This is a genomic window from Rhizobium giardinii bv. giardinii H152 (assembly GCF_000379605.1).
Taxonomy (GTDB): domain Bacteria; phylum Pseudomonadota; class Alphaproteobacteria; order Rhizobiales; family Rhizobiaceae; genus Pararhizobium; species Pararhizobium giardinii.
Map to the genome: position 1 here is coordinate 384,988 of NZ_KB902578.1, position 16,196 is coordinate 401,183.

The following is a 16,196-nucleotide window of genomic DNA, read 5'->3' on the forward strand; positions in this document are numbered from 1 at the left end:
AAAAAACACCAGGGAAATTGGAATGGTTGTCATATGCACACGCTGTTTGTCGCTGCTGCCCCTCGGCTGAGGCCGATCACGCAATGTTGACGACCTGTGTTCGCTGTCTCGTTATTGTGAACGATCTGTTTCGTGGGCGCGGGCTGGATGAATTTGGAATTGCTGATAAATCTGTCGACAACCACGAACCCAAACCGGAGTCTATTTCAATGCAGCAGAATGTCGTCGCCCTCGTGGGGCGTGTCCTCCTTTCCATCATCTTCATCGTAGCCGGCTACGGCAAGCTCACTGCGCTTGGCGGTACCGCCGGCTATTTCGGCAGCATAGGCCTGCCGGTTCCCATGATTACCGCCGTTCTCGTAACGGCAGTCGAACTGCTCGGCGGCATCGCTATCCTCGTCGGCTTCTTCACCCGTCCGGCCGCTTACCTCCTGGCCCTTTTCTGCGTCGCCTCAGCGTTCATCGGTCATGGTGACTTCTCGGTCGCCGGCAACGACATCCACTTCATGAAGAATCTCGCCATGGCAGGTGGCTTCCTGTTCGTCGCCACTTTCGGCCCGGGCTCGCTCTCGGTTGACGCCCGCCGCGGTGTAGCGGCTGCCGCCTGATCGCAGGTCGCCAACAAAAAGGCCCGCCGGATTATTCATCTGGCGGGCCTTTTTGTTGTTTGGGAGCAAGCGTCAGGGGTAGATAACGCCCTTGCGCAGGATGACATTGCCGTAGAGGCGGGGCTCGCTAGTCTGAACGACCGTATGTGCAGCCCTGACCCTTGGATAGAATTCCGGCCCGAGCAGTGGCGTGACCGCGCGATCGGGCTCATGCTTGGCGCAGCAGGCGATGATATCGCGATGCACCGGATCGAGCGTGTCGCGGTCCTGCTTGACCGTGGCGCGAAAGATCGCCTCCGGCACGAAATCGTCGATCGGCATGACGCTGAGGATCGCGTCGAGAACCGGGATCAGATGATGCCCGTCGAGACGGATCAACCGGCGGCCGTGTTCGAGCCCTGGATAGTTGCCGTCGACCAGCGCGATTTCGTCGCCGTGTCCCATTGCCCTCAGGGTCGCCAGAAGTTCCGGGCTCAGGATAGGGTTCAGACCTTTCAGCATCAGGCAGTTTCCTTAAAAAGAACGTTGGTATCGCTGAGATAGCGGGAAAAGAGTGGGAGGCTGGCCCCGCCAATGGCGCGGGCCTGGGCGCCGACCGCACCTTCGACGATGTCTGGCATGATGACCCCTTCGAGATCAAGCTCGCCGACCGCCTTGCGGATGGCGGCGACGATGCGCGTGCGCACCCAGCCGGGGAAGCCGCCATCGATGACGGCCGCGCCGAAATCGATGATCGAGGCGGCGGAAACGATCGCCTGGGCGAGGGCAGCCGCCGTGAGCTGGATCCAGGTCTCGAGTGGTTCGCCGAAGTCGATCCACTCATCGGCCGAATACCAGAGCGGTTTCGGGTCGATGCCCTTCTCGCGCAGGAGATTTTCCAGAACGTAGATCGACGCGATCTTCAGAAGCTGCTGCGGCTTGCCGTTCCGGTCGGAAACCTGCAGTGGCCCGACGGCGCCTGCCGTCCCGGTGCGGCCGGAAAACAGCGAGGAATTCAGGACGATGCCGCCGCCGATGAAGGAACCGATGTAGAAATAGATGAAGTCGGGATAGGAGGTGCCGACGCCGAAGATCAGCTCGGCTCCGCAGGCGCTGGTGGCGTCGTTCTGCAACAGCACGGGATGGTGCGTGCGCGCGGCCACCTCCTCGCGCAGATCGAAGCCGTGCCAGGTGTCCATCGCATCCTTCGGTGCGCCGGTCTCCTCGGCCCAGCTCCAGAGCTGGAAGGGCGTTGCGATGCCGATGCCGGCAACGCGCCCGCGCTGCTCCTCGGTCAGCATCTTTTCGAGCTTCGGTATCCCTTCGACGATGAAGGTCAGGATTTCCTCCGGCATCGGATAGGCGTGAATCTGGTGCAGGTGCAGGCGGATGTTGCCGACGAAATCCATCAGCACGAGATCGCAGCTGCGCCGGCCGATCTTGACGCCATAGGAATAGACCGCATCCGGATTGAGCCGCATCGGTATCGAGGGCTGCCCGACGCGGCCGCGCACCGGATCGCCGCGGGTCAGGAGATGGTCCTTCTCGAGGGCCCGCATGATGACGGTGACCGTCTGCGCCGAAAGACCGGAGCGGCGGGCAATATCGGCTTTGGACAAGCTGCCGTGGCGGCGCACCAGCGACATGACCAGGCGCTCGTTATAGGCGCGGACGCGTGTCAGGTTGGCGCCGCCGCCGGGATCGACAACGTCCGGAACGGCCAAGGCACCGCCGGAATCGGTCCGTGATATCATGCCCCGTTTCCTCCCGCCGGCGCGCTGCTCCGTCCAGACCGTGGCGTCCGGACGTCTCTCCTCATTGCGCCGTTGCTCTGTCTCTTTAACGCGCACTGCAACGATATCGAGCGCGTGCACGTTTTCTGCGCAGAGAATGCCATAGATTTTTAATAATTCAATTTGATTTATTTATTGACAGCGTTTCGTTTTGGTGTTTGTTTTGTGCCCGGAAGCGCCAACTGCGGCAGTGGAGATGTTGTGGCGGGCGAGGCCTGACGAGCCGGTAGACCGGTTTCAATTTTTCAATCCTTGGGAGGATTTCATGAAGACGACTATTGTTTCCGCCGCTCTCGGCGCGCTTGCGCTCGGCGTTGTTTTTGCTGCACCTGCCGAGGCCGCCGATGTTTCGGCCTGCCTCATCACCAAGACCGACACCAACCCCTTCTTCGTCAAGATGAAGGAAGGCGCGACCGCCAAGGCGGCAGAACTCGGCGTCGAGCTGAAGTCCTATGCCGGCAAGATCGACGGCGACAGCGAAAGCCAGGTCGCGGCGATCGAGACCTGCATTGCCGACGGCGCCAAGGGCATTCTGTTGACGGCTTCCGACACCAAGGGCATCGTGCCGGCCGTGCAGAAGGCGCGCGACGCCGGTGTTCTCGTGATCGCGCTGGACACGCCGCTTGAACCTGCCGATGCCGCCGATGCAACATTCGCAACCGACAACCTTCTCGCCGGCAAGTTGATCGGCCAGTGGGCTGCGGCAACCCTCGGCGACAAGGCCAAGGACGCCAAGGTGGCCTTTCTCGATCTGACGCCCTCCCAGCCGACCGTCGACGTTCTGCGTGACCAGGGCTTCATGATCGGCTTCGGCATCGACCCGAAGGATCCGAACAAGATCGGTGACGAAGACGATGCGCGCATTGTCGGTCACGACGTCACCAACGGCAATGAGGAAGGCGGCCGCACCGCCATGGAAAACCTTCTGCAGAAGGATCCGTCCATCAACGTCGTTCACACGATCAACGAGCCAGCCGCTGCCGGCGCCTACGAGGCACTGAAGGCTGTCGGCAAGGAAAAGGACGTGCTGATCGTATCGGTCGATGGCGGCTGCCCAGGCGTCAAGAACGTCATCGATGGCGTCATCGGCGCCACCTCGCAGCAATATCCGCTGCTGATGGCGTCGCTCGGCATCGAAGCGATCAAGAAATTCGCCGACACCGGTGAAAAGCCGAAGCCGACCGAAGGCAAGGACTTTTTCGACACGGGCGTGTCGCTCGTCACGGACAAGCCTGCCGCTGGCGTTGAATCGATCGACACCAAGGCCGGCACGGAAAAGTGCTGGGGCTGATGCCCCGCCGCTGAACGGGACGACGGGCGGCTTCGGCCGCCCTTCGTTTAAGCTATGATGTCATTTTGACAAAACGCCATAACCGTGAGCACACTTCTCCCCTTGCCCTGCCGCCTGTCCGGCGTGCGGTGCAGGCGGGCGCGGTGAGGAGCCCATACCGACGGGAACGGTTTTGAGAGGCGGGAGGAAATTTTCATGAGCGAACCGACAGTAGCGTCGCAGCCATCGCAGGAATTCGAAAAGGTCCTGAGTGGCAGCTCGAAGCAGGTTGCTTCCTTTGATACGCATGACAAGACACCCTTGCAGAAGGCCCAGCACTTTCTGCACAAGAGGCCGGCGGCGGTGCCGCTGATCGTGCTGGTCCTTTCGCTGATCGTTTTCGGATCAGTTCTCGGCTCGAAGTTTTTCTCGGCCTTTTCCCTGACGCTGATCCTGCAGCAGGTGGCGATCACCGGCATCGTCGGCGCCGCGCAAACCCTGGTCATCCTGACGGCCGGCATCGACCTGTCCGTCGGTGCGATCATGGTGCTTTCGTCCGTGGTGATGGGGCAATTTACCTTCCGCTACGGCTTTCCGCCGGAAATCGCGGTGATCTGCGGCATTGCCGTCGGTGGGCTCTGCGGTGCCGTCAACGGCTGGCTGGTGTCGCGCGTGAAGCTGCCGCCCTTCATCGTCACGCTCGGCATGTGGCAGATCGTGCTGGCGTCGAACTTCCTTTACTCCGCCAACGAAACGATCCGCTCCCAGGACATCAGCACCACCGCGCCGCTCCTCCAGTTCTTCGGCACCAATATCCGGATCGGCAATGCCGTGTTTACCTACGGCGTGGTCACGATGGTGCTGCTCGTCGGCATCCTGTGGTATGTGCTGAACAAAACCGCCTGGGGCAGGCACGTCTACGCGGTCGGTGACGATCCGGACGCCGCGGAACTCTCAGGCGTCAATGTCAAGAAGATGCTGATGTCGGTCTATGTCCTCTCGGGCCTGATCTGCGCGCTCGCCGGTTGGACCCTGATCGGCCGTATCGGCTCGGTGTCGCCGACGGCGGGCCAGTTCGCCAATATCGAATCGATCACCGCGGTGGTGATCGGCGGCATCTCGCTCTTCGGCGGCCGCGGTTCGATCATGGGCATGCTGTTCGGGGCGCTGATCGTCGGCGTCTTCCAGCTCGGCCTGCGCCTGATCGGCACGGACCCGCAATGGACCTATCTCTTGATCGGTGTGCTGATCATCGCCGCCGTTGCAATCGACCAGTGGATCAGAAAGGTGGCAGGCTGATGGCTCAGGAACCCATTCTCACCGCGCGTGGCATCGTCAAGCGCTACGGCCGCGTCACCGCACTCGACCATGCCGATTTCGATCTCTACAAAGGCGAAATCCTGGCCGTGATCGGCGACAACGGCGCCGGAAAGTCCTCGATGATCAAGGCGATTTCCGGCGCGATCCATCCGGACGAAGGTGAAATCCGCCTCGACGGCGAGGTCGTGAACTTCCGTTCGCCGATCGAGGCCCGCAAGGCGGGCATCGAGACGGTTTACCAGAACCTCGCCCTGTCGCCGGCGCTGTCGATCGCCGACAACATGTTCCTCGGCCGGGAAATTCGCAAATCCGGGCCGCTCGGCAGTATTTTCCGCATGCTCGATCATGCGGCGATGGAAAAGATCGCTCGCGACAAACTGTCGGAACTCGGCCTGATGACGATCCAGAACATCAACCAGGCGGTGGAAACGCTGTCCGGCGGCCAGCGCCAGGGGGTGGCCGTGGCCCGCGCCGCCGCCTTCGGCTCCAAGCTCATCATTCTCGATGAGCCGACGGCAGCCCTCGGGGTGAAGGAAAGCCGCCGCGTTCTGGAACTGATCCTCGATGTGCGCGCGCGCGGCCTGCCGATCGTGCTCATCTCGCACAACATGCCGCATGTGTTCGAGGTGGCCGACCGCATCCATATCCACCGGCTTGGCAAACGCCTCTGCGTCATCAATCCGAAGGAATACACCATGTCGGATGCCGTTGCCTTCATGACCGGCGCGAAGGAACCGCCACGCGAGGCGCTCGCCGCATGACCATGACGCTTGCGGCCATCGCCGACGCCGTCATCCAGAAAGCGGGGAAGCGGCCACGCTTCATCGTTGCCATTGCCGGCCCCCCCGGGGCCGGCAAATCCACGCTTGCCGATGCGCTCCAGGAAGAGCTGACGCGGCGCGGCGAAAAATCCGCCGTCCTGCCGATGGACGGCTTCCACATGGATAATGGAATTCTGGAGGAACGCGGCCTGCTGAAACGCAAGGGCGCGCCGGAAACCTTCGACGTCCGCGCCTTCATCGACATCGTTGAGGCGGTGCGCAAGGCGGACGAGGAAGTGCTCGTCCCGGTGTTCGACCGTTCCCGCGAGATCGCCATTGCCTCGGCGCGCGTGGTTGCGCCGGAGACGCGCATCATCCTGGCGGAAGGCAACTACCTGCTGCTCGACGAGGCGCCCTGGACACGGCTTGACGGCATGTTCGACCTGACGATCTTCGTCGGCCCGTCCTACGAGGTTCTGGAGGAGCGCCTGCGGCAGCGCTGGATTCACTACGGGCTCGACGACGCCGGCATCGAATGGAAGCTCTACGGCAACGACCTGCCGAACGGAAAGCGGATCATCGACCATTCCCGTCCGGCCGATATTGCCATCGAGATTTTCGAAACGGCCTGAGGCGGGCAGTCCGTCGTTGTTTTCCCGCGTATAATGATGCTATCCGAACCCTCGGTCAGCGCATGCCCTTGCACCATGCGCCCTTAGATTGCGCCTGGAGATATTCGTCATGAGCACGCACGCTATCACCGAACTTACGATCCGCCGTCCCGACGACTGGCATTTGCATCTGCGCGACGGCGGCATGCTGAAGGGCGTGATCGGCGATACAAGCCGCCACTTTGCCCGCGCCATCATCATGCCCAATCTGGTCCCGCCCGTCGTCACCACCGCCGACGCGGCCGCTTACCGCGAGCGCATCCTGGCAGCCGTGCCGAAAGGCGACCGGTTCGAGCCGCTGATGACGCTGTATCTGACCGAAGGCACGAACCCCGACGATGTCGAAGCCGGGCACAGGAGCGGGCTGATCAAGGCGGTCAAGCTCTACCCCGCCGGCGCCACGACCAATTCGCAAAGCGGCGTGCGCAATTTCGAAAATGCCATGCCGGTGCTGGAGCGCATGGCGAAAATCGGCCTGCCGCTCTGCGTCCATGGCGAAGTGACGTCGGCGGACGTCGATATCTTCGACCGCGAAGCCGTGTTCATCGAAACCGTGCTTGATCCCTTGCGCGCCCGCCTGCCCGAGCTGAAGGTGACGATGGAACACGTCACTACCAAGGACGGCATCGACTATATCACGTCGTCGAAGGCCAATCTTGCCGGTTCGATCACTACCCATCACTTGATCATCAACCGCAACGCCATCCTCGTCGGCGGCATCCGCCCGCATTATTACTGCCTGCCGGTTGCCAAGCGCGAGGTTCATCGCCTCGCCCTGCGGGCCGCCGCCACTTCGGGCGATCCGCGCTTCTTCCTCGGCACGGACTCCGCGCCGCATGTCGATCCCTTGAAGGAATGCGCCTGCGGCTGCGCCGGCATCTATACCTCGATCAACACGATGAGTTGCCTTGCCCATGTGTTCGAACAGGAGCAGGCGCTTGACAAGCTGGAGGCCTTTGCGTCGCTGAACGGCCCTGCCTGGTACGGCCTGCCGGTCAACGAGGAGAAGATCACACTGCGCAAGCGGGCCGACCCGGTGGAGTTCCCGAAGAAGATCGAGACGGAAGCGGGTACTGTTACCGTTTTCGATCCGATGTTCCCGCTGCACTGGGCCGTCACGGAGCGCTGAATTCCGGGTTGGGGCTGATCGGCCTCATTCCGAGATCCGGCGCCGGCCGGTGATTGAAAAGGGCGAACGGCTTGATCGCGGCGAACACTGCGGCCGGCGGTTCCAGGTCTTCCGCCTCTGGCTTTCGCGGGCCCGAACTGCTATGCGCGGGTAACAAAATCCAATGGCTAAGGAGGCCGCCGATGATCCAGACATCCTTTCCCGACAAGGCCGTCATGGCCGAGCTGGTCGCAAAGATGCTCTGGGAAATCAAGGCGGTGCATTTCCGCGCCGACGAGCCCTACAAGCTCGCCTCGGGCATGGCGAGCCCGGTCTATATCGATTGCCGCAAGCTGATCTCCTATCCGCGCATCCGCTCGACTGTGATGGATTTCGCCGCCGCGACGGTGTTGCGTGAGGCCGGTTTCGAGCAGTTCGACGTCATTGCCGGCGGCGAGACGGCGGGCATTCCCTTCGCAGCGATGCTGGCCGAGCGCCTCGCTCTGCCGATGATCTATGTGCGCAAGGCGCCGAAAGGGCATGGCCGCAACGCCCAGATCGAAGGGCATATGCCCGATGGTGCCCGCGTGCTCGTCATCGAGGACCTGACGACGGCCGGCGGCTCGATGTTCACGTTCATCGACGCCATTCGTGCCGCGGGCGGCGTGGTCGATCACGGCATTGCGCTGTTCTATTACGATATCTTCCCCAAGGCCCGCGCCGCGATGCGGGAAAAGGGCGTGACGCTGCACAATATCGCCACCTGGCGCGACGTTCTTGCCGTCGCCAAGGCGCAGAAACTGTTCGATGAGAAGACCTTGTCGGAAGTCGAATCCTTCCTCAATGCGCCGCTCGAATGGTCGGGCCGCAATGGCGGCGTCAGCGCGCTCGCGACCGCCTGAAAACGGGACTGGCCTTTTCAGCCGTCTTGGTTTAATCGATTGAAATTGAATTTCCGAAGGGAGGGAGATCGCCATGATCGTTTGCTGTGGAGAAGCCCTGATCGACATGCTGCCGCGTCAGACGACGGCAGGCGAGATGGCTTTCGCGCCCTATTCCGGCGGCGCGATCTTCAACACGGCGGTCGCGCTCGGCCGCCTCGGCATCCAGACCGGCTTCTTCACGGGCCTCTCCGACGACATGTTCGGCGATATGCTGCGCGAGACACTGACATCCAGCAAGGTTGATTTCGGCCCCAGCGCGACGCTGCCGCTGCACACCACGGTCGCCTTCGTGAAACTGGTGAACGGCTCCGCGACCTACGCCTTCTTCGATGAAAACACCGCCGGCCGCATGATCACAAAGGACCACCTGCCGGCGCTTGGCGATTTCTGCGAGGCGCTGCATTTCGGCGCCATCAGCCTGATCCCGGAACCGTGCGGCTCGACTTACGAGGCGCTGATGGCCCGCGAGCACGAGAAGCGGGTGATTTCCTTCGATCCCAATATCCGCCCCGGCTTCATCAAGGACGCCGAAGCCCACAAGGCCCGCATGTTGCGCATGGCGGCCATGTCCGACATCGTCAAGTTCTCCGACGAGGATCTCGACTGGTTCGGCGAGGCGGGCACGCATGAGGAGCTGGTCGGCAAATGGCTGCAGCGCGGCCCGAAGCTCATCGTCATCACCAAGGGCGCTGACGGCGCCGACGGCTATACAGCGCGCGGCAAGGTTTCGGTGCCCGGTGAAAAAGTCACCGTCGTCGATACGGTCGGCGCCGGCGACACGTTCGACGCGGGCATTCTTGCTTCGCTGAAGATGAACAATCTGCTGACCAAGCAACAGGTTGCGAACTTGAGCGAAAGCGCCGTGCGTGATGCTCTGGCCCTTGGTGCCAAGGCCGCCGCCGTCACCGTGTCGCGCGCCGGTGCAAATCCGCCCTGGAGCTACGAGATCGGCCTCTAATTCACCGGCCCTTTGGGGGAGGATGAACAAGCGCTTGCTGGCTATCGGTGTGATAGCGCGCCGGCGCGCCGAGTGGCGTCATGTGGGCGGGCTGCAGTACAAAGATACCGGCAGACCTACGATGCGGATCGCAACCGCCCGCCGCGGCCGGCAAAGGCACTGCGGGGTACGCCCGCAAGGTTCGAGAGAAACTGCCGCGCGCATTCGCTCCAGCTGAATGTCAGCGCCTTTTGCCGGGCGTCCTCCCGCGACAAGGCGAGCGCGGCAAGGGCTGCTTGCCGCAGATCGCTGGACAGAACGCCGCCGCCGTCTGCCAGTATGTCGCTCGGTGCGGTAACCGGGAATGCGGCGACGGGACAGCCGCTCGCCAGCGCCTCCAGAATGACGTTGCCGAAGGTATCGACCCGGCTCGGGAAGACGAAGACGTCCGCCGACGCGTAGATCGTCGCAAGTTCCGTTCCCATGCGCCGCCCCAGGAAATGCACGTGCGGATATTTCTGCCGCAGGTGGGCGAGGTCCGGCCCATCGCCGACGACCACCTTGCTGCCGGGCAGGTCAAGGTCGAGGAAAGCCGGAAGGTTCTTTTCCACCGCCACCCGTCCGACGTTCAGGAAGATCGGGCGGGGGAAGGGCAGGTTCTGGCGGCGCGTCGGGTCGAAGAGAACCGTGTCGATGCCACGCGTCCACCGCTTGATGTTGTGAAAGCCGCGCGCAGCCATCTCCGTACCGAGCGACGCGGTGGCGACCATCATGCCATTGCCGGAATTGTGGAACTGGCGCAGCCACCAGTAGCTCCAGTCTTCCGGAATGGGCAATCGCGCGCTGACGAACTCGGGAAAGCGCGTGTGGTAGCTCGTCGTGAACGGCAGCCCCCTGCGCAGACAGATGCCGCGCGCGACGAGGCCGAGCGGCCCTTCCGTAGCGATATGGATATAGTCGGGCGCCAGTGCATCGATCTCTTTCGCTACCTGCCGCCGGGTCGGAAGTGCAAGCCGGATATCGGGATAGAAAGGCAGCGGAAAGGTGGTAAACCGCTCCGGTGTCAGGAAGTCGATGGTGATCCCCTGTTCCTGCACCGATCGGGCAAGTTCATCGAGGGTGCGGACGACACCGTTGACCTGCGGATGCCAGGCATCGGTCACAACAAGAACGGTCTTTTCCATGCTGCGCCCCTGGACGCGGCTCCGCGATATGTTGCGGAGCACTGGCTGACGGTCGAATCGCCTGGCGGCTGCCATCAGGGTTCTTTGATCATGATTCGATGACAAGCAGATGATTGGCCGCCGTCGCATGGAGGCGCCTGCGCAGAACTGCCACCGGATCATCCGGGCGCGGCCAGCCGCGCCCGGGCCAATACGAGCCTAAGCCGCGCCCAAGGCAGGAAGCACGAGCTCTCCCACCCGGTAGACATGAAACTCGCTTTTCGACACGGCATTCAGAGATTTGAATTTTTCGGCGAAAACCGGATCCGAGAAGAATTCGTCGACATCGTCGGCACTTTGAATTGCCTCGATGTTCACGACGGTTTTTCCGTCCGTGCTTTTTGACAGGTTGCTCCAGAGAAAGCCTGCTTTGCGTTCGGCAACATAGTGCACGACATCCTGAATGATCTGAAATGCCTCTTCCTGTTTGCCGGGATGGGCATGGATGACGTTGACGACGAAAACGGTCGGTTCGGGAGCGAGTTGAAACTCGGCCTTGTGGGGAAAAATCACGTTGTCTCCAGTAAAAAAAGATCAGGCGGAAAATACCGCCGAGACGAAAACTAGATCGTCGCAATGGTCGAAAAAACGGGCTATCACTCCGTTGATAACGGACAAAAATGTCCGCAATGGAGCTTTCGCTTGGATAACCTCGGTGCCTTGAATGTGTTCATGGTTGCGGCGGAAACGCGCAGCTTTACCCGGGCGGGCGAGGCGCTCGGCATCTCCTCGTCCGCTGTCGGCAAGGCAATGGCGCGCCTGGAGAAGAGGCTTGGCGTCCGCCTGTTTCACCGCAGTACGCGCAGCATCGCGATTACCGCGGAAGGAACCATGTTCCTCGACCGCTGCCGCCGGATTTTTTCCGAGCTAGAAGCGGCCGAGCAGGAATTGTCGCAAGCTCTTGCTGCGCCGCGCGGCCGCCTCCGTGTCAGTCTGCCGCTCGCGGGAATGCTGTTCATGCCGGCAATCACGAAGTTCATGCACGCGTTCCCGGACGTCTCCATCGACCTTGATTTCACGGATCGCCTGGTCGACGTGATCGAAGAGGGTTTTGACGCCGTGGTACGAACGGGGGAACCCAGCGACAGCCGCCTGATGACCCGGACCTTGGGGAGGTTTTCCCATCGCATCGTCGGATCCTCGGAATACTTCGCGCGCTTCGGAATTCCGCAGAAACCACAGGACCTGTCGACCCATATCTGTCTCCACCACAAGTACCCATCATCCGGGAAGCTTGAGCTGTGGCCCCTGAAGCACGAGCCGAATGAAGAAAGGTTGGAACTGTCTGTGTCGTCAATGGCGAGCACGCTCGAGCCGCTGGTCAGCATGGCCGAGCAGGGGCTTGGCCTTGCCTGTCTGCCGCTGTTCACGATCCGCAGGCAGATCGCCGAGGGAAGGCTCGTCTCGGTTCTGGCCGATCATATAGAGGACGTTGGCGAGTTTCGCATTCTATGGCCATCCAGCCGGCATATGGCGCCGAAAATACAGGCGTTCGTTAAGTTCATGGGCGAAAACCTGTTTCGCGCATGACGTGCCTTGGGACGCATGAACGAGCTGCTGCGAGTTCGGTTCGCTTGATCCGTCAACGGCCGATCAGCGCCACTTGCTCGTAACCGCGCCCGGGGGATGCGGCGACGATCGCCAGGATACAGCCGTCGGGAGCGCGCACATGCACCTTCAGCGATCTGTAATCGGCATCGCGGCCGATCTTGTCGGCGATTCTTTGTCCGTAATACACGGCTGATCCCACATCGAAATGATCGACGCCGTCTTCATCGACCACCTGTTCATCGCCGAAGTGCAAATCGAAGAAATAGTGTTCCACGCCAATGCCCCGAACCCTTGCATCGCCGAAGGTCTCTCCGGCTTGAGGACGCAGTTTCAGGGATATCGCATTGTGTCCGAATACAGGCTGAACTCCGCATTCAGCCTGTATTCATCGATGTCTGTCGAGGCCGTGGCGAAGACTAGTTCGCCGCCTTCAGCAGCGCCGCAACGAGGCCGGCCGTCGAACTGTCGTGCCCCTCGGCGCTCTCCTTGCCTTCCACGACCGGCAGCAAGCCCGTCGCCAGTTCCTTGCCGAGCTCGACGCCCCACTGGTCGAAGGAGTTGATGTTGAACAAGGCACCCTCGACGAAGACACGGTGTTCGTAGATCGCGATCAGGCGGCCGAAGGTGAAAGGGGTCATCTGATCGTAGACGAACGTCAGCGACGGCCGGTTGCCGGTGAAGACGCGGTGCGGGGCAATGCGCTCGATGAACGCGGCATCCTGCCCCTTGGCCGCCATCTGCGCCTTGGCTTCCTCGAGCGTCCGGCCCTTCATCAGCGCTTCCGACTGCGCCAGGCAATTGGCGATCAGCAACTGGTGCTGGTGGCGCAGGTGCGGTTCGTGGCCGTTCGCGGCAATCATGAATTCCGCCGGGATGACGCTCGTGCCCTGGTGGATCAGTTGGTAGAAGGCGTGCTGGCCGTTGGTGCCCGGCTCGCCCCAGACGACCGGGCCGGAGTTGCCCTCGACGGCTGTACCGTCGAGTGTCACGCCCTTGCCGTTCGATTCCATGTCGAGCTGCTGCAGATAAGCCGGGAAGCGCGACAGGCGCTGGTCGTAGGGCAGGATGGCGCGGGTCGGATAGTCGAGCACGTTGCGATGGTAAAAGCCGAGAAGGCCGAGCAGCATCGGGATGTTTTCGCGCAGGGGCGCCGTGCGGAAATGGTTGTCGATCGAATGGGCACCTGCGAGGAATTCGCCGAAATTCTCCTTGCCGATCGCGATCATCAGCGGCAGGCCGATCGCCGACCAGACCGAATAGCGCCCGCCCACCCAGTCCCAAAAGCCGAAGATCCGGTCGCTGTCGATGCCGAAGGCGGCGACCTTGTCGAGGGCGGTGGAGACGGCGCAGAAATGCTTGCCGACCGCCTTCTCGCCGAGCGTTTCGGCGATGAAGGCGCGGGCCGTCGCCGCATTGGTCATCGTTTCGATGGTAGTGAAGGTCTTGGAGGCGACGATGAACAGCGAGGTCTCGGCATCGAGCAGCTTCAGCGTATCGGCGATATGGGCGCCATCGACATTGGAGACGAAATGCAGCCGCGGGCCGTCATGGTCGGGCGCCAGCGCCAGCGTCGCCATCACCGGCCCGAGGTCGGAACCACCGATGCCGATATTGACGACGTCGGTGATCTTCTTGCCCGTCGCACCCGTCAGCGCGCCCGAGCGAATACCGTCGGAAAAGGCGCCCATGGCGTCGAGCACGGCGTTCACGTCCGGCATCACGTCGCGGCCGTCGACCAGGACCGGCGTGTTGGAGCGGTTGCGCAGCGCCGTATGCAGGACGGCGCGGCCCTCGGTGATGTTGATCGCCTCTCCGGCAAACATCGCATCGCGCTTTTCGGCGACCTTCGCGGCTTTTGCGAGTGCCTCGAGGCCGTCCAGCACCTTCTCGTTGACGGCGCATTTCGAATAATCGAACAGCATGTCGTCGAGAGTGACGCTGTATTGCGAGAAGCGCTCGGGATCGCTGGCGAAAGCCGCCCGGATATCGGTTGCCTTGGTGTCGGTGACGGTGGATTTCAGCTGGCTGACAAGCGCGGTGGTGGCGGGCGCGTTCATGGCGAGGGCTCCTTGCGTCGCGGATAGGTCGCGATAGCTAGTCGCTTTGGCCACCGCAAATCAAGCCTGTCGCGTCGCAAACGGCAAAAAAGCCCGCGCTTTTTAAATGGATTTAAATCCTGCCTAGCCACGCAAATCCTTGCGCAGGATCTTGCCGACATTCGACTTCGGCAGTTCGGTCCGGAACTCGACGAATTTCGGCCGCTTGTAGTTGGTGAGGTTGGCGGAGCAATGGGCCTTGACGTCCGCCTCGGTAAGGTTCGGGTCCTTCTTGACGACAAACAGCTTCACCGCTTCGCCGGAGTGCTCGTCCGGCACGCCGATTGCGGCGCATTCGAGAATGCCGGCAAGGGTCATCGCCACTTCCTCGATCTCGTTGGGGAAGACGTTGAAGCCGGAGACGAGGATCATGTCCTTCTTGCGGTCGACGATCTTGACCAGGCCTTGCGCGTTCATGAAGCCGATATCGCCGGTGCGGAAGAAGCCGTCGGGCGAGATTGCGCTGGCGGTTTCGTTCGGCCGCTGCCAGTAGCCGGCCATGACCTGCGGGCCGCGGATGCAGATTTCGCCGATTTCGCCGAGCGGCAGGGTGTTGCCATCGTCGTCGCGGATTTCAACCTCCGTCGAGGGCAGGGGAAGGCCAATCGTGCCGGTGAACTCGGCTGCGTCCAGCCGGTTGGCCGTCGCGACGGGCGATGTCTCCGAAAGGCCGTAGCCTTCCTTGATCGGGCACCCCGTCATCGTTTCCCAGCGTTCGGCAACCGGTCGCTGCACCGCCATGCCGCCGCCGAAGGTCAGCGCCAGATCGGAAAAATCGAGCTTCTGGAATTCGGCGTTGTTCATCAGTGCGTTGAACAGCGTATTCAGGCCCGGGAAGATGTTGACCTTGTACTTCGCCAATTCCTTGACGAAGGCCGGGATGTCGCGCGGATTGGGGATCAGGATATTCTGCCCGCCGGTCTTCAGGCCCATCAGTGAATTCACTGTGAGCGCGAAGATATGGTAGAGCGGCAGGGCGCAGAGGAACACCAGGTGATCCGGCCGCTTCTTGTTGAGGAAGGCGGTTTCGAGCCACAGGCCCATCTGGGCCATATTCGCAAGAAGATTGGCATGGGTAAGCGTCGCGCCCTTGGAGACGCCGGTGGTGCCGCCGGTATATTGCAGGAAGGCGACATCGCCCGGTTTCACATCGACCTTGTTCAGGAGCGCATTGTTTCCCTTTGCCAAAACCGCCTTGAAGGACAGGTGGCCGGGCAGCGACCATTCCGGCACGAGTTTCTTGACCTTGCGCACGACGATGTTGACGATCAGGCCCTTGAGCCCCAGAAGGTCGCCCATGGTCGCGACGACGATGTGCTTAAGGTCGGTGCGCGCGGCCACCTGCTCGACCGTATGGGCGAAGTTTTCCAGCACGAAGATCGCCTTGGCCCCGGCATCCTTCAGTTGATGCTCGAGTTCGCGCGGCGTATAGAGCGGATTGACGTTCACGACGGCAAAGCCAGCGCGCAGGATGCCATAGACGATCACCGGATTCTGCAAAATGTTCGGCATCATCACGGCAACGCGGTCGCCCTTGGCCAGACCGGTGGATTGCAGCCAGGCGCCGATCTTTTTGCTCTCGGCCTCGAGTTCGGCGAAGGTCAGCGTCTTGCCCATGCAGGTGAACGCGGGGCGCGTGGCGTATGTCGCACAGGCTTCCGCAAAGAGCTCGCCGATGGAGTTGTGGGGCAAAGGGGTGATTTCTGCGGGCATGCCCGGCGGATAGGACTGCAGCCAGGGTTTGGCGGCCTGGGGTCCGCGCGTCTGAATCAATGTGTCCGGCATGGTCTCTCTCCCTGATGCAACTGCCGCCGCGCTGCAAGACGGCCGCGCGCCGTCTTCATTTTCCATACGCAACCCTGTCCGAAAATGTCATCGGCTTCCGCTGCGCAGGAGCGAACGATCCCTCCAGATCGCCCACATTGATGAGGATGA

The 16,196-nt window shown here is 61.9% G+C and carries 16 protein-coding genes; 9 read left to right on the plus strand and 7 right to left on the minus strand.

What is annotated here, in order from left to right; genetic code table 11:
• The first annotated feature begins 209 nt into the window (after positions 1 to 209).
• Positions 210 to 608: a DoxX family protein gene (locus A3AY_RS0101950; RefSeq protein ID WP_018323992.1), complete on the plus strand. Its 399-nt coding sequence runs from the start codon at positions 210 to 212 to the stop codon at positions 606 to 608.
• A 72-nt stretch (positions 609 to 680) separates the two neighbouring features.
• On the opposite strand, the gene A3AY_RS0101955 is transcribed toward A3AY_RS0101950, so the two are convergent.
• Positions 681 to 1,109: an RbsD/FucU family protein gene (locus A3AY_RS0101955; RefSeq protein ID WP_018323993.1), complete on the minus strand. Its 429-nt coding sequence runs from the start codon at positions 1,107 to 1,109 to the stop codon at positions 681 to 683.
• Positions 1,109 to 2,341 (minus strand): ROK family transcriptional regulator, encoded by a 1,233-nt coding sequence (locus tag A3AY_RS0101960; protein WP_018323994.1) that lies wholly within the window; start codon positions 2,339 to 2,341, stop codon positions 1,109 to 1,111. Before A3AY_RS0101960 ends, A3AY_RS0101955 begins: the two co-directional genes overlap by 1 nt.
• A 304-nt stretch (positions 2,342 to 2,645) precedes the next feature.
• Between A3AY_RS0101960 and A3AY_RS0101965 the strand changes: the two genes are divergently transcribed.
• The 7 genes from A3AY_RS0101965 (at position 2,646) to A3AY_RS0102000 (ending at position 9,412) form a co-directional block, all read left to right on the plus strand.
• Positions 2,646 to 3,671 (plus strand): sugar ABC transporter substrate-binding protein, encoded by a 1,026-nt coding sequence (locus A3AY_RS0101965; RefSeq protein WP_018323995.1) that lies wholly within the window; start codon positions 2,646 to 2,648, stop codon positions 3,669 to 3,671.
• Between the two features lie 195 nt (positions 3,672 to 3,866).
• Positions 3,867 to 4,949, plus strand: a complete 1,083-nt coding sequence (locus A3AY_RS0101970) for an ABC transporter permease (protein WP_018323996.1) — start codon at positions 3,867 to 3,869, stop codon at positions 4,947 to 4,949.
• Complete coding sequence (locus A3AY_RS0101975; protein ID WP_018323997.1) at positions 4,949 to 5,731, plus strand: ATP-binding cassette domain-containing protein; 783 nt, start codon at positions 4,949 to 4,951, stop codon at positions 5,729 to 5,731. Before A3AY_RS0101970 ends, A3AY_RS0101975 begins: the two co-directional genes overlap by 1 nt.
• Positions 5,732 to 5,733: 2 nt before the next feature.
• Positions 5,734 to 6,363: a nucleoside triphosphate hydrolase gene (locus tag A3AY_RS0101980; protein ID WP_026203019.1), complete on the plus strand. Its 630-nt coding sequence runs from the start codon at positions 5,734 to 5,736 to the stop codon at positions 6,361 to 6,363.
• A gap of 124 nt (positions 6,364 to 6,487) precedes the next feature.
• The gene (gene pyrC / locus A3AY_RS0101985; RefSeq protein WP_026203020.1) at positions 6,488 to 7,531 is read left to right on the plus strand and encodes a dihydroorotase; all 1,044 of its coding nucleotides are present in this window, start codon (positions 6,488 to 6,490) and stop codon (positions 7,529 to 7,531) included.
• A gap of 182 nt (positions 7,532 to 7,713) precedes the next feature.
• On the plus strand, positions 7,714 to 8,412 hold the full coding sequence (locus tag A3AY_RS0101995; protein ID WP_018324001.1) for an orotate phosphoribosyltransferase: 699 nt from the start codon (positions 7,714 to 7,716) through the stop codon (positions 8,410 to 8,412).
• Positions 8,413 to 8,485: 73 nt separating this feature from the next.
• Entirely contained in the window at positions 8,486 to 9,412 is a 927-nt protein-coding gene (locus A3AY_RS0102000; RefSeq protein WP_018324002.1) for a carbohydrate kinase family protein, read from the plus strand.
• A gap of 116 nt (positions 9,413 to 9,528) precedes the next feature.
• Here A3AY_RS0102000 and A3AY_RS0102005 read toward each other — a convergent pair whose 3' ends face one another.
• On the minus strand, positions 9,529 to 10,575 hold the full coding sequence (locus A3AY_RS0102005; RefSeq protein WP_018324003.1) for a glycosyltransferase family 4 protein: 1,047 nt from the start codon (positions 10,573 to 10,575) through the stop codon (positions 9,529 to 9,531).
• A 198-nt stretch (positions 10,576 to 10,773) separates the two neighbouring features.
• Positions 10,774 to 11,127, minus strand: a complete 354-nt coding sequence (locus tag A3AY_RS0102010; RefSeq protein ID WP_018324004.1) for an antibiotic biosynthesis monooxygenase — start codon at positions 11,125 to 11,127, stop codon at positions 10,774 to 10,776.
• Positions 11,128 to 11,256: 129 nt separating this feature from the next.
• Between A3AY_RS0102010 and A3AY_RS0102015 the strand changes: the two genes are divergently transcribed.
• Positions 11,257 to 12,144 (plus strand): LysR family transcriptional regulator, encoded by an 888-nt coding sequence (locus tag A3AY_RS0102015; protein ID WP_026203021.1) that lies wholly within the window; start codon positions 11,257 to 11,259, stop codon positions 12,142 to 12,144.
• 52 nt (positions 12,145 to 12,196) lie between these two features.
• Here A3AY_RS0102015 and A3AY_RS0102020 read toward each other — a convergent pair whose 3' ends face one another.
• The 3 genes from A3AY_RS0102020 to A3AY_RS0102030 all read right to left on the minus strand — a co-directional run bounded on the left by A3AY_RS0102020 (position 12,197) and on the right by A3AY_RS0102030 (position 16,046).
• Positions 12,197 to 12,439, minus strand: a complete 243-nt coding sequence (locus A3AY_RS0102020; protein WP_018324006.1) for a DUF6894 family protein — start codon at positions 12,437 to 12,439, stop codon at positions 12,197 to 12,199.
• A 142-nt stretch (positions 12,440 to 12,581) separates the two neighbouring features.
• On the minus strand, positions 12,582 to 14,222 hold the full coding sequence (pgi, locus tag A3AY_RS0102025) for a glucose-6-phosphate isomerase (protein ID WP_018324007.1): 1,641 nt from the start codon (positions 14,220 to 14,222) through the stop codon (positions 12,582 to 12,584).
• Positions 14,223 to 14,345: 123 nt separating this feature from the next.
• Entirely contained in the window at positions 14,346 to 16,046 is a 1,701-nt protein-coding gene (locus A3AY_RS0102030) for a long-chain fatty acid--CoA ligase (protein ID WP_018324008.1), read from the minus strand.
• Positions 16,047 to 16,196 lie beyond the last annotated feature (150 nt).

Bases quoted from the DNA above. Each gene is read 5' to 3' on its own strand.
- A3AY_RS0101950 (WP_018323992.1), top strand. From the start codon at position 210: ATGCAGCAGAATGTCGTCGCCCTCGTGGGGCGTGTCCTCCTTTCCATC.
- A3AY_RS0101955 (WP_018323993.1), bottom strand. From the start codon at position 1,109: ATGCTGAAAGGTCTGAACCCTATCCTGAGCCCGGAACTTCTGGCGACC.
- A3AY_RS0101960 (WP_018323994.1), bottom strand. From the start codon at position 2,341: ATGATATCACGGACCGATTCCGGCGGTGCCTTGGCCGTTCCGGACGTT.
- A3AY_RS0101965 (WP_018323995.1), top strand. From the start codon at position 2,646: ATGAAGACGACTATTGTTTCCGCCGCTCTCGGCGCGCTTGCGCTCGGC.
- A3AY_RS0101970 (WP_018323996.1), top strand. From the start codon at position 3,867: ATGAGCGAACCGACAGTAGCGTCGCAGCCATCGCAGGAATTCGAAAAG.
- A3AY_RS0101975 (WP_018323997.1), top strand. From the start codon at position 4,949: ATGGCTCAGGAACCCATTCTCACCGCGCGTGGCATCGTCAAGCGCTAC.
- A3AY_RS0101980 (WP_026203019.1), top strand. From the start codon at position 5,734: ATGACGCTTGCGGCCATCGCCGACGCCGTCATCCAGAAAGCGGGGAAG.
- A3AY_RS0101995 (WP_018324001.1), top strand. From the start codon at position 7,714: ATGATCCAGACATCCTTTCCCGACAAGGCCGTCATGGCCGAGCTGGTC.
- A3AY_RS0102000 (WP_018324002.1), top strand. From the start codon at position 8,486: ATGATCGTTTGCTGTGGAGAAGCCCTGATCGACATGCTGCCGCGTCAG.
- A3AY_RS0102005 (WP_018324003.1), bottom strand. From the start codon at position 10,575: ATGGAAAAGACCGTTCTTGTTGTGACCGATGCCTGGCATCCGCAGGTC.
- pgi (WP_018324007.1), bottom strand. From the start codon at position 14,222: ATGAACGCGCCCGCCACCACCGCGCTTGTCAGCCAGCTGAAATCCACC.
- A3AY_RS0102030 (WP_018324008.1), bottom strand. From the start codon at position 16,046: ATGCCGGACACATTGATTCAGACGCGCGGACCCCAGGCCGCCAAACCC.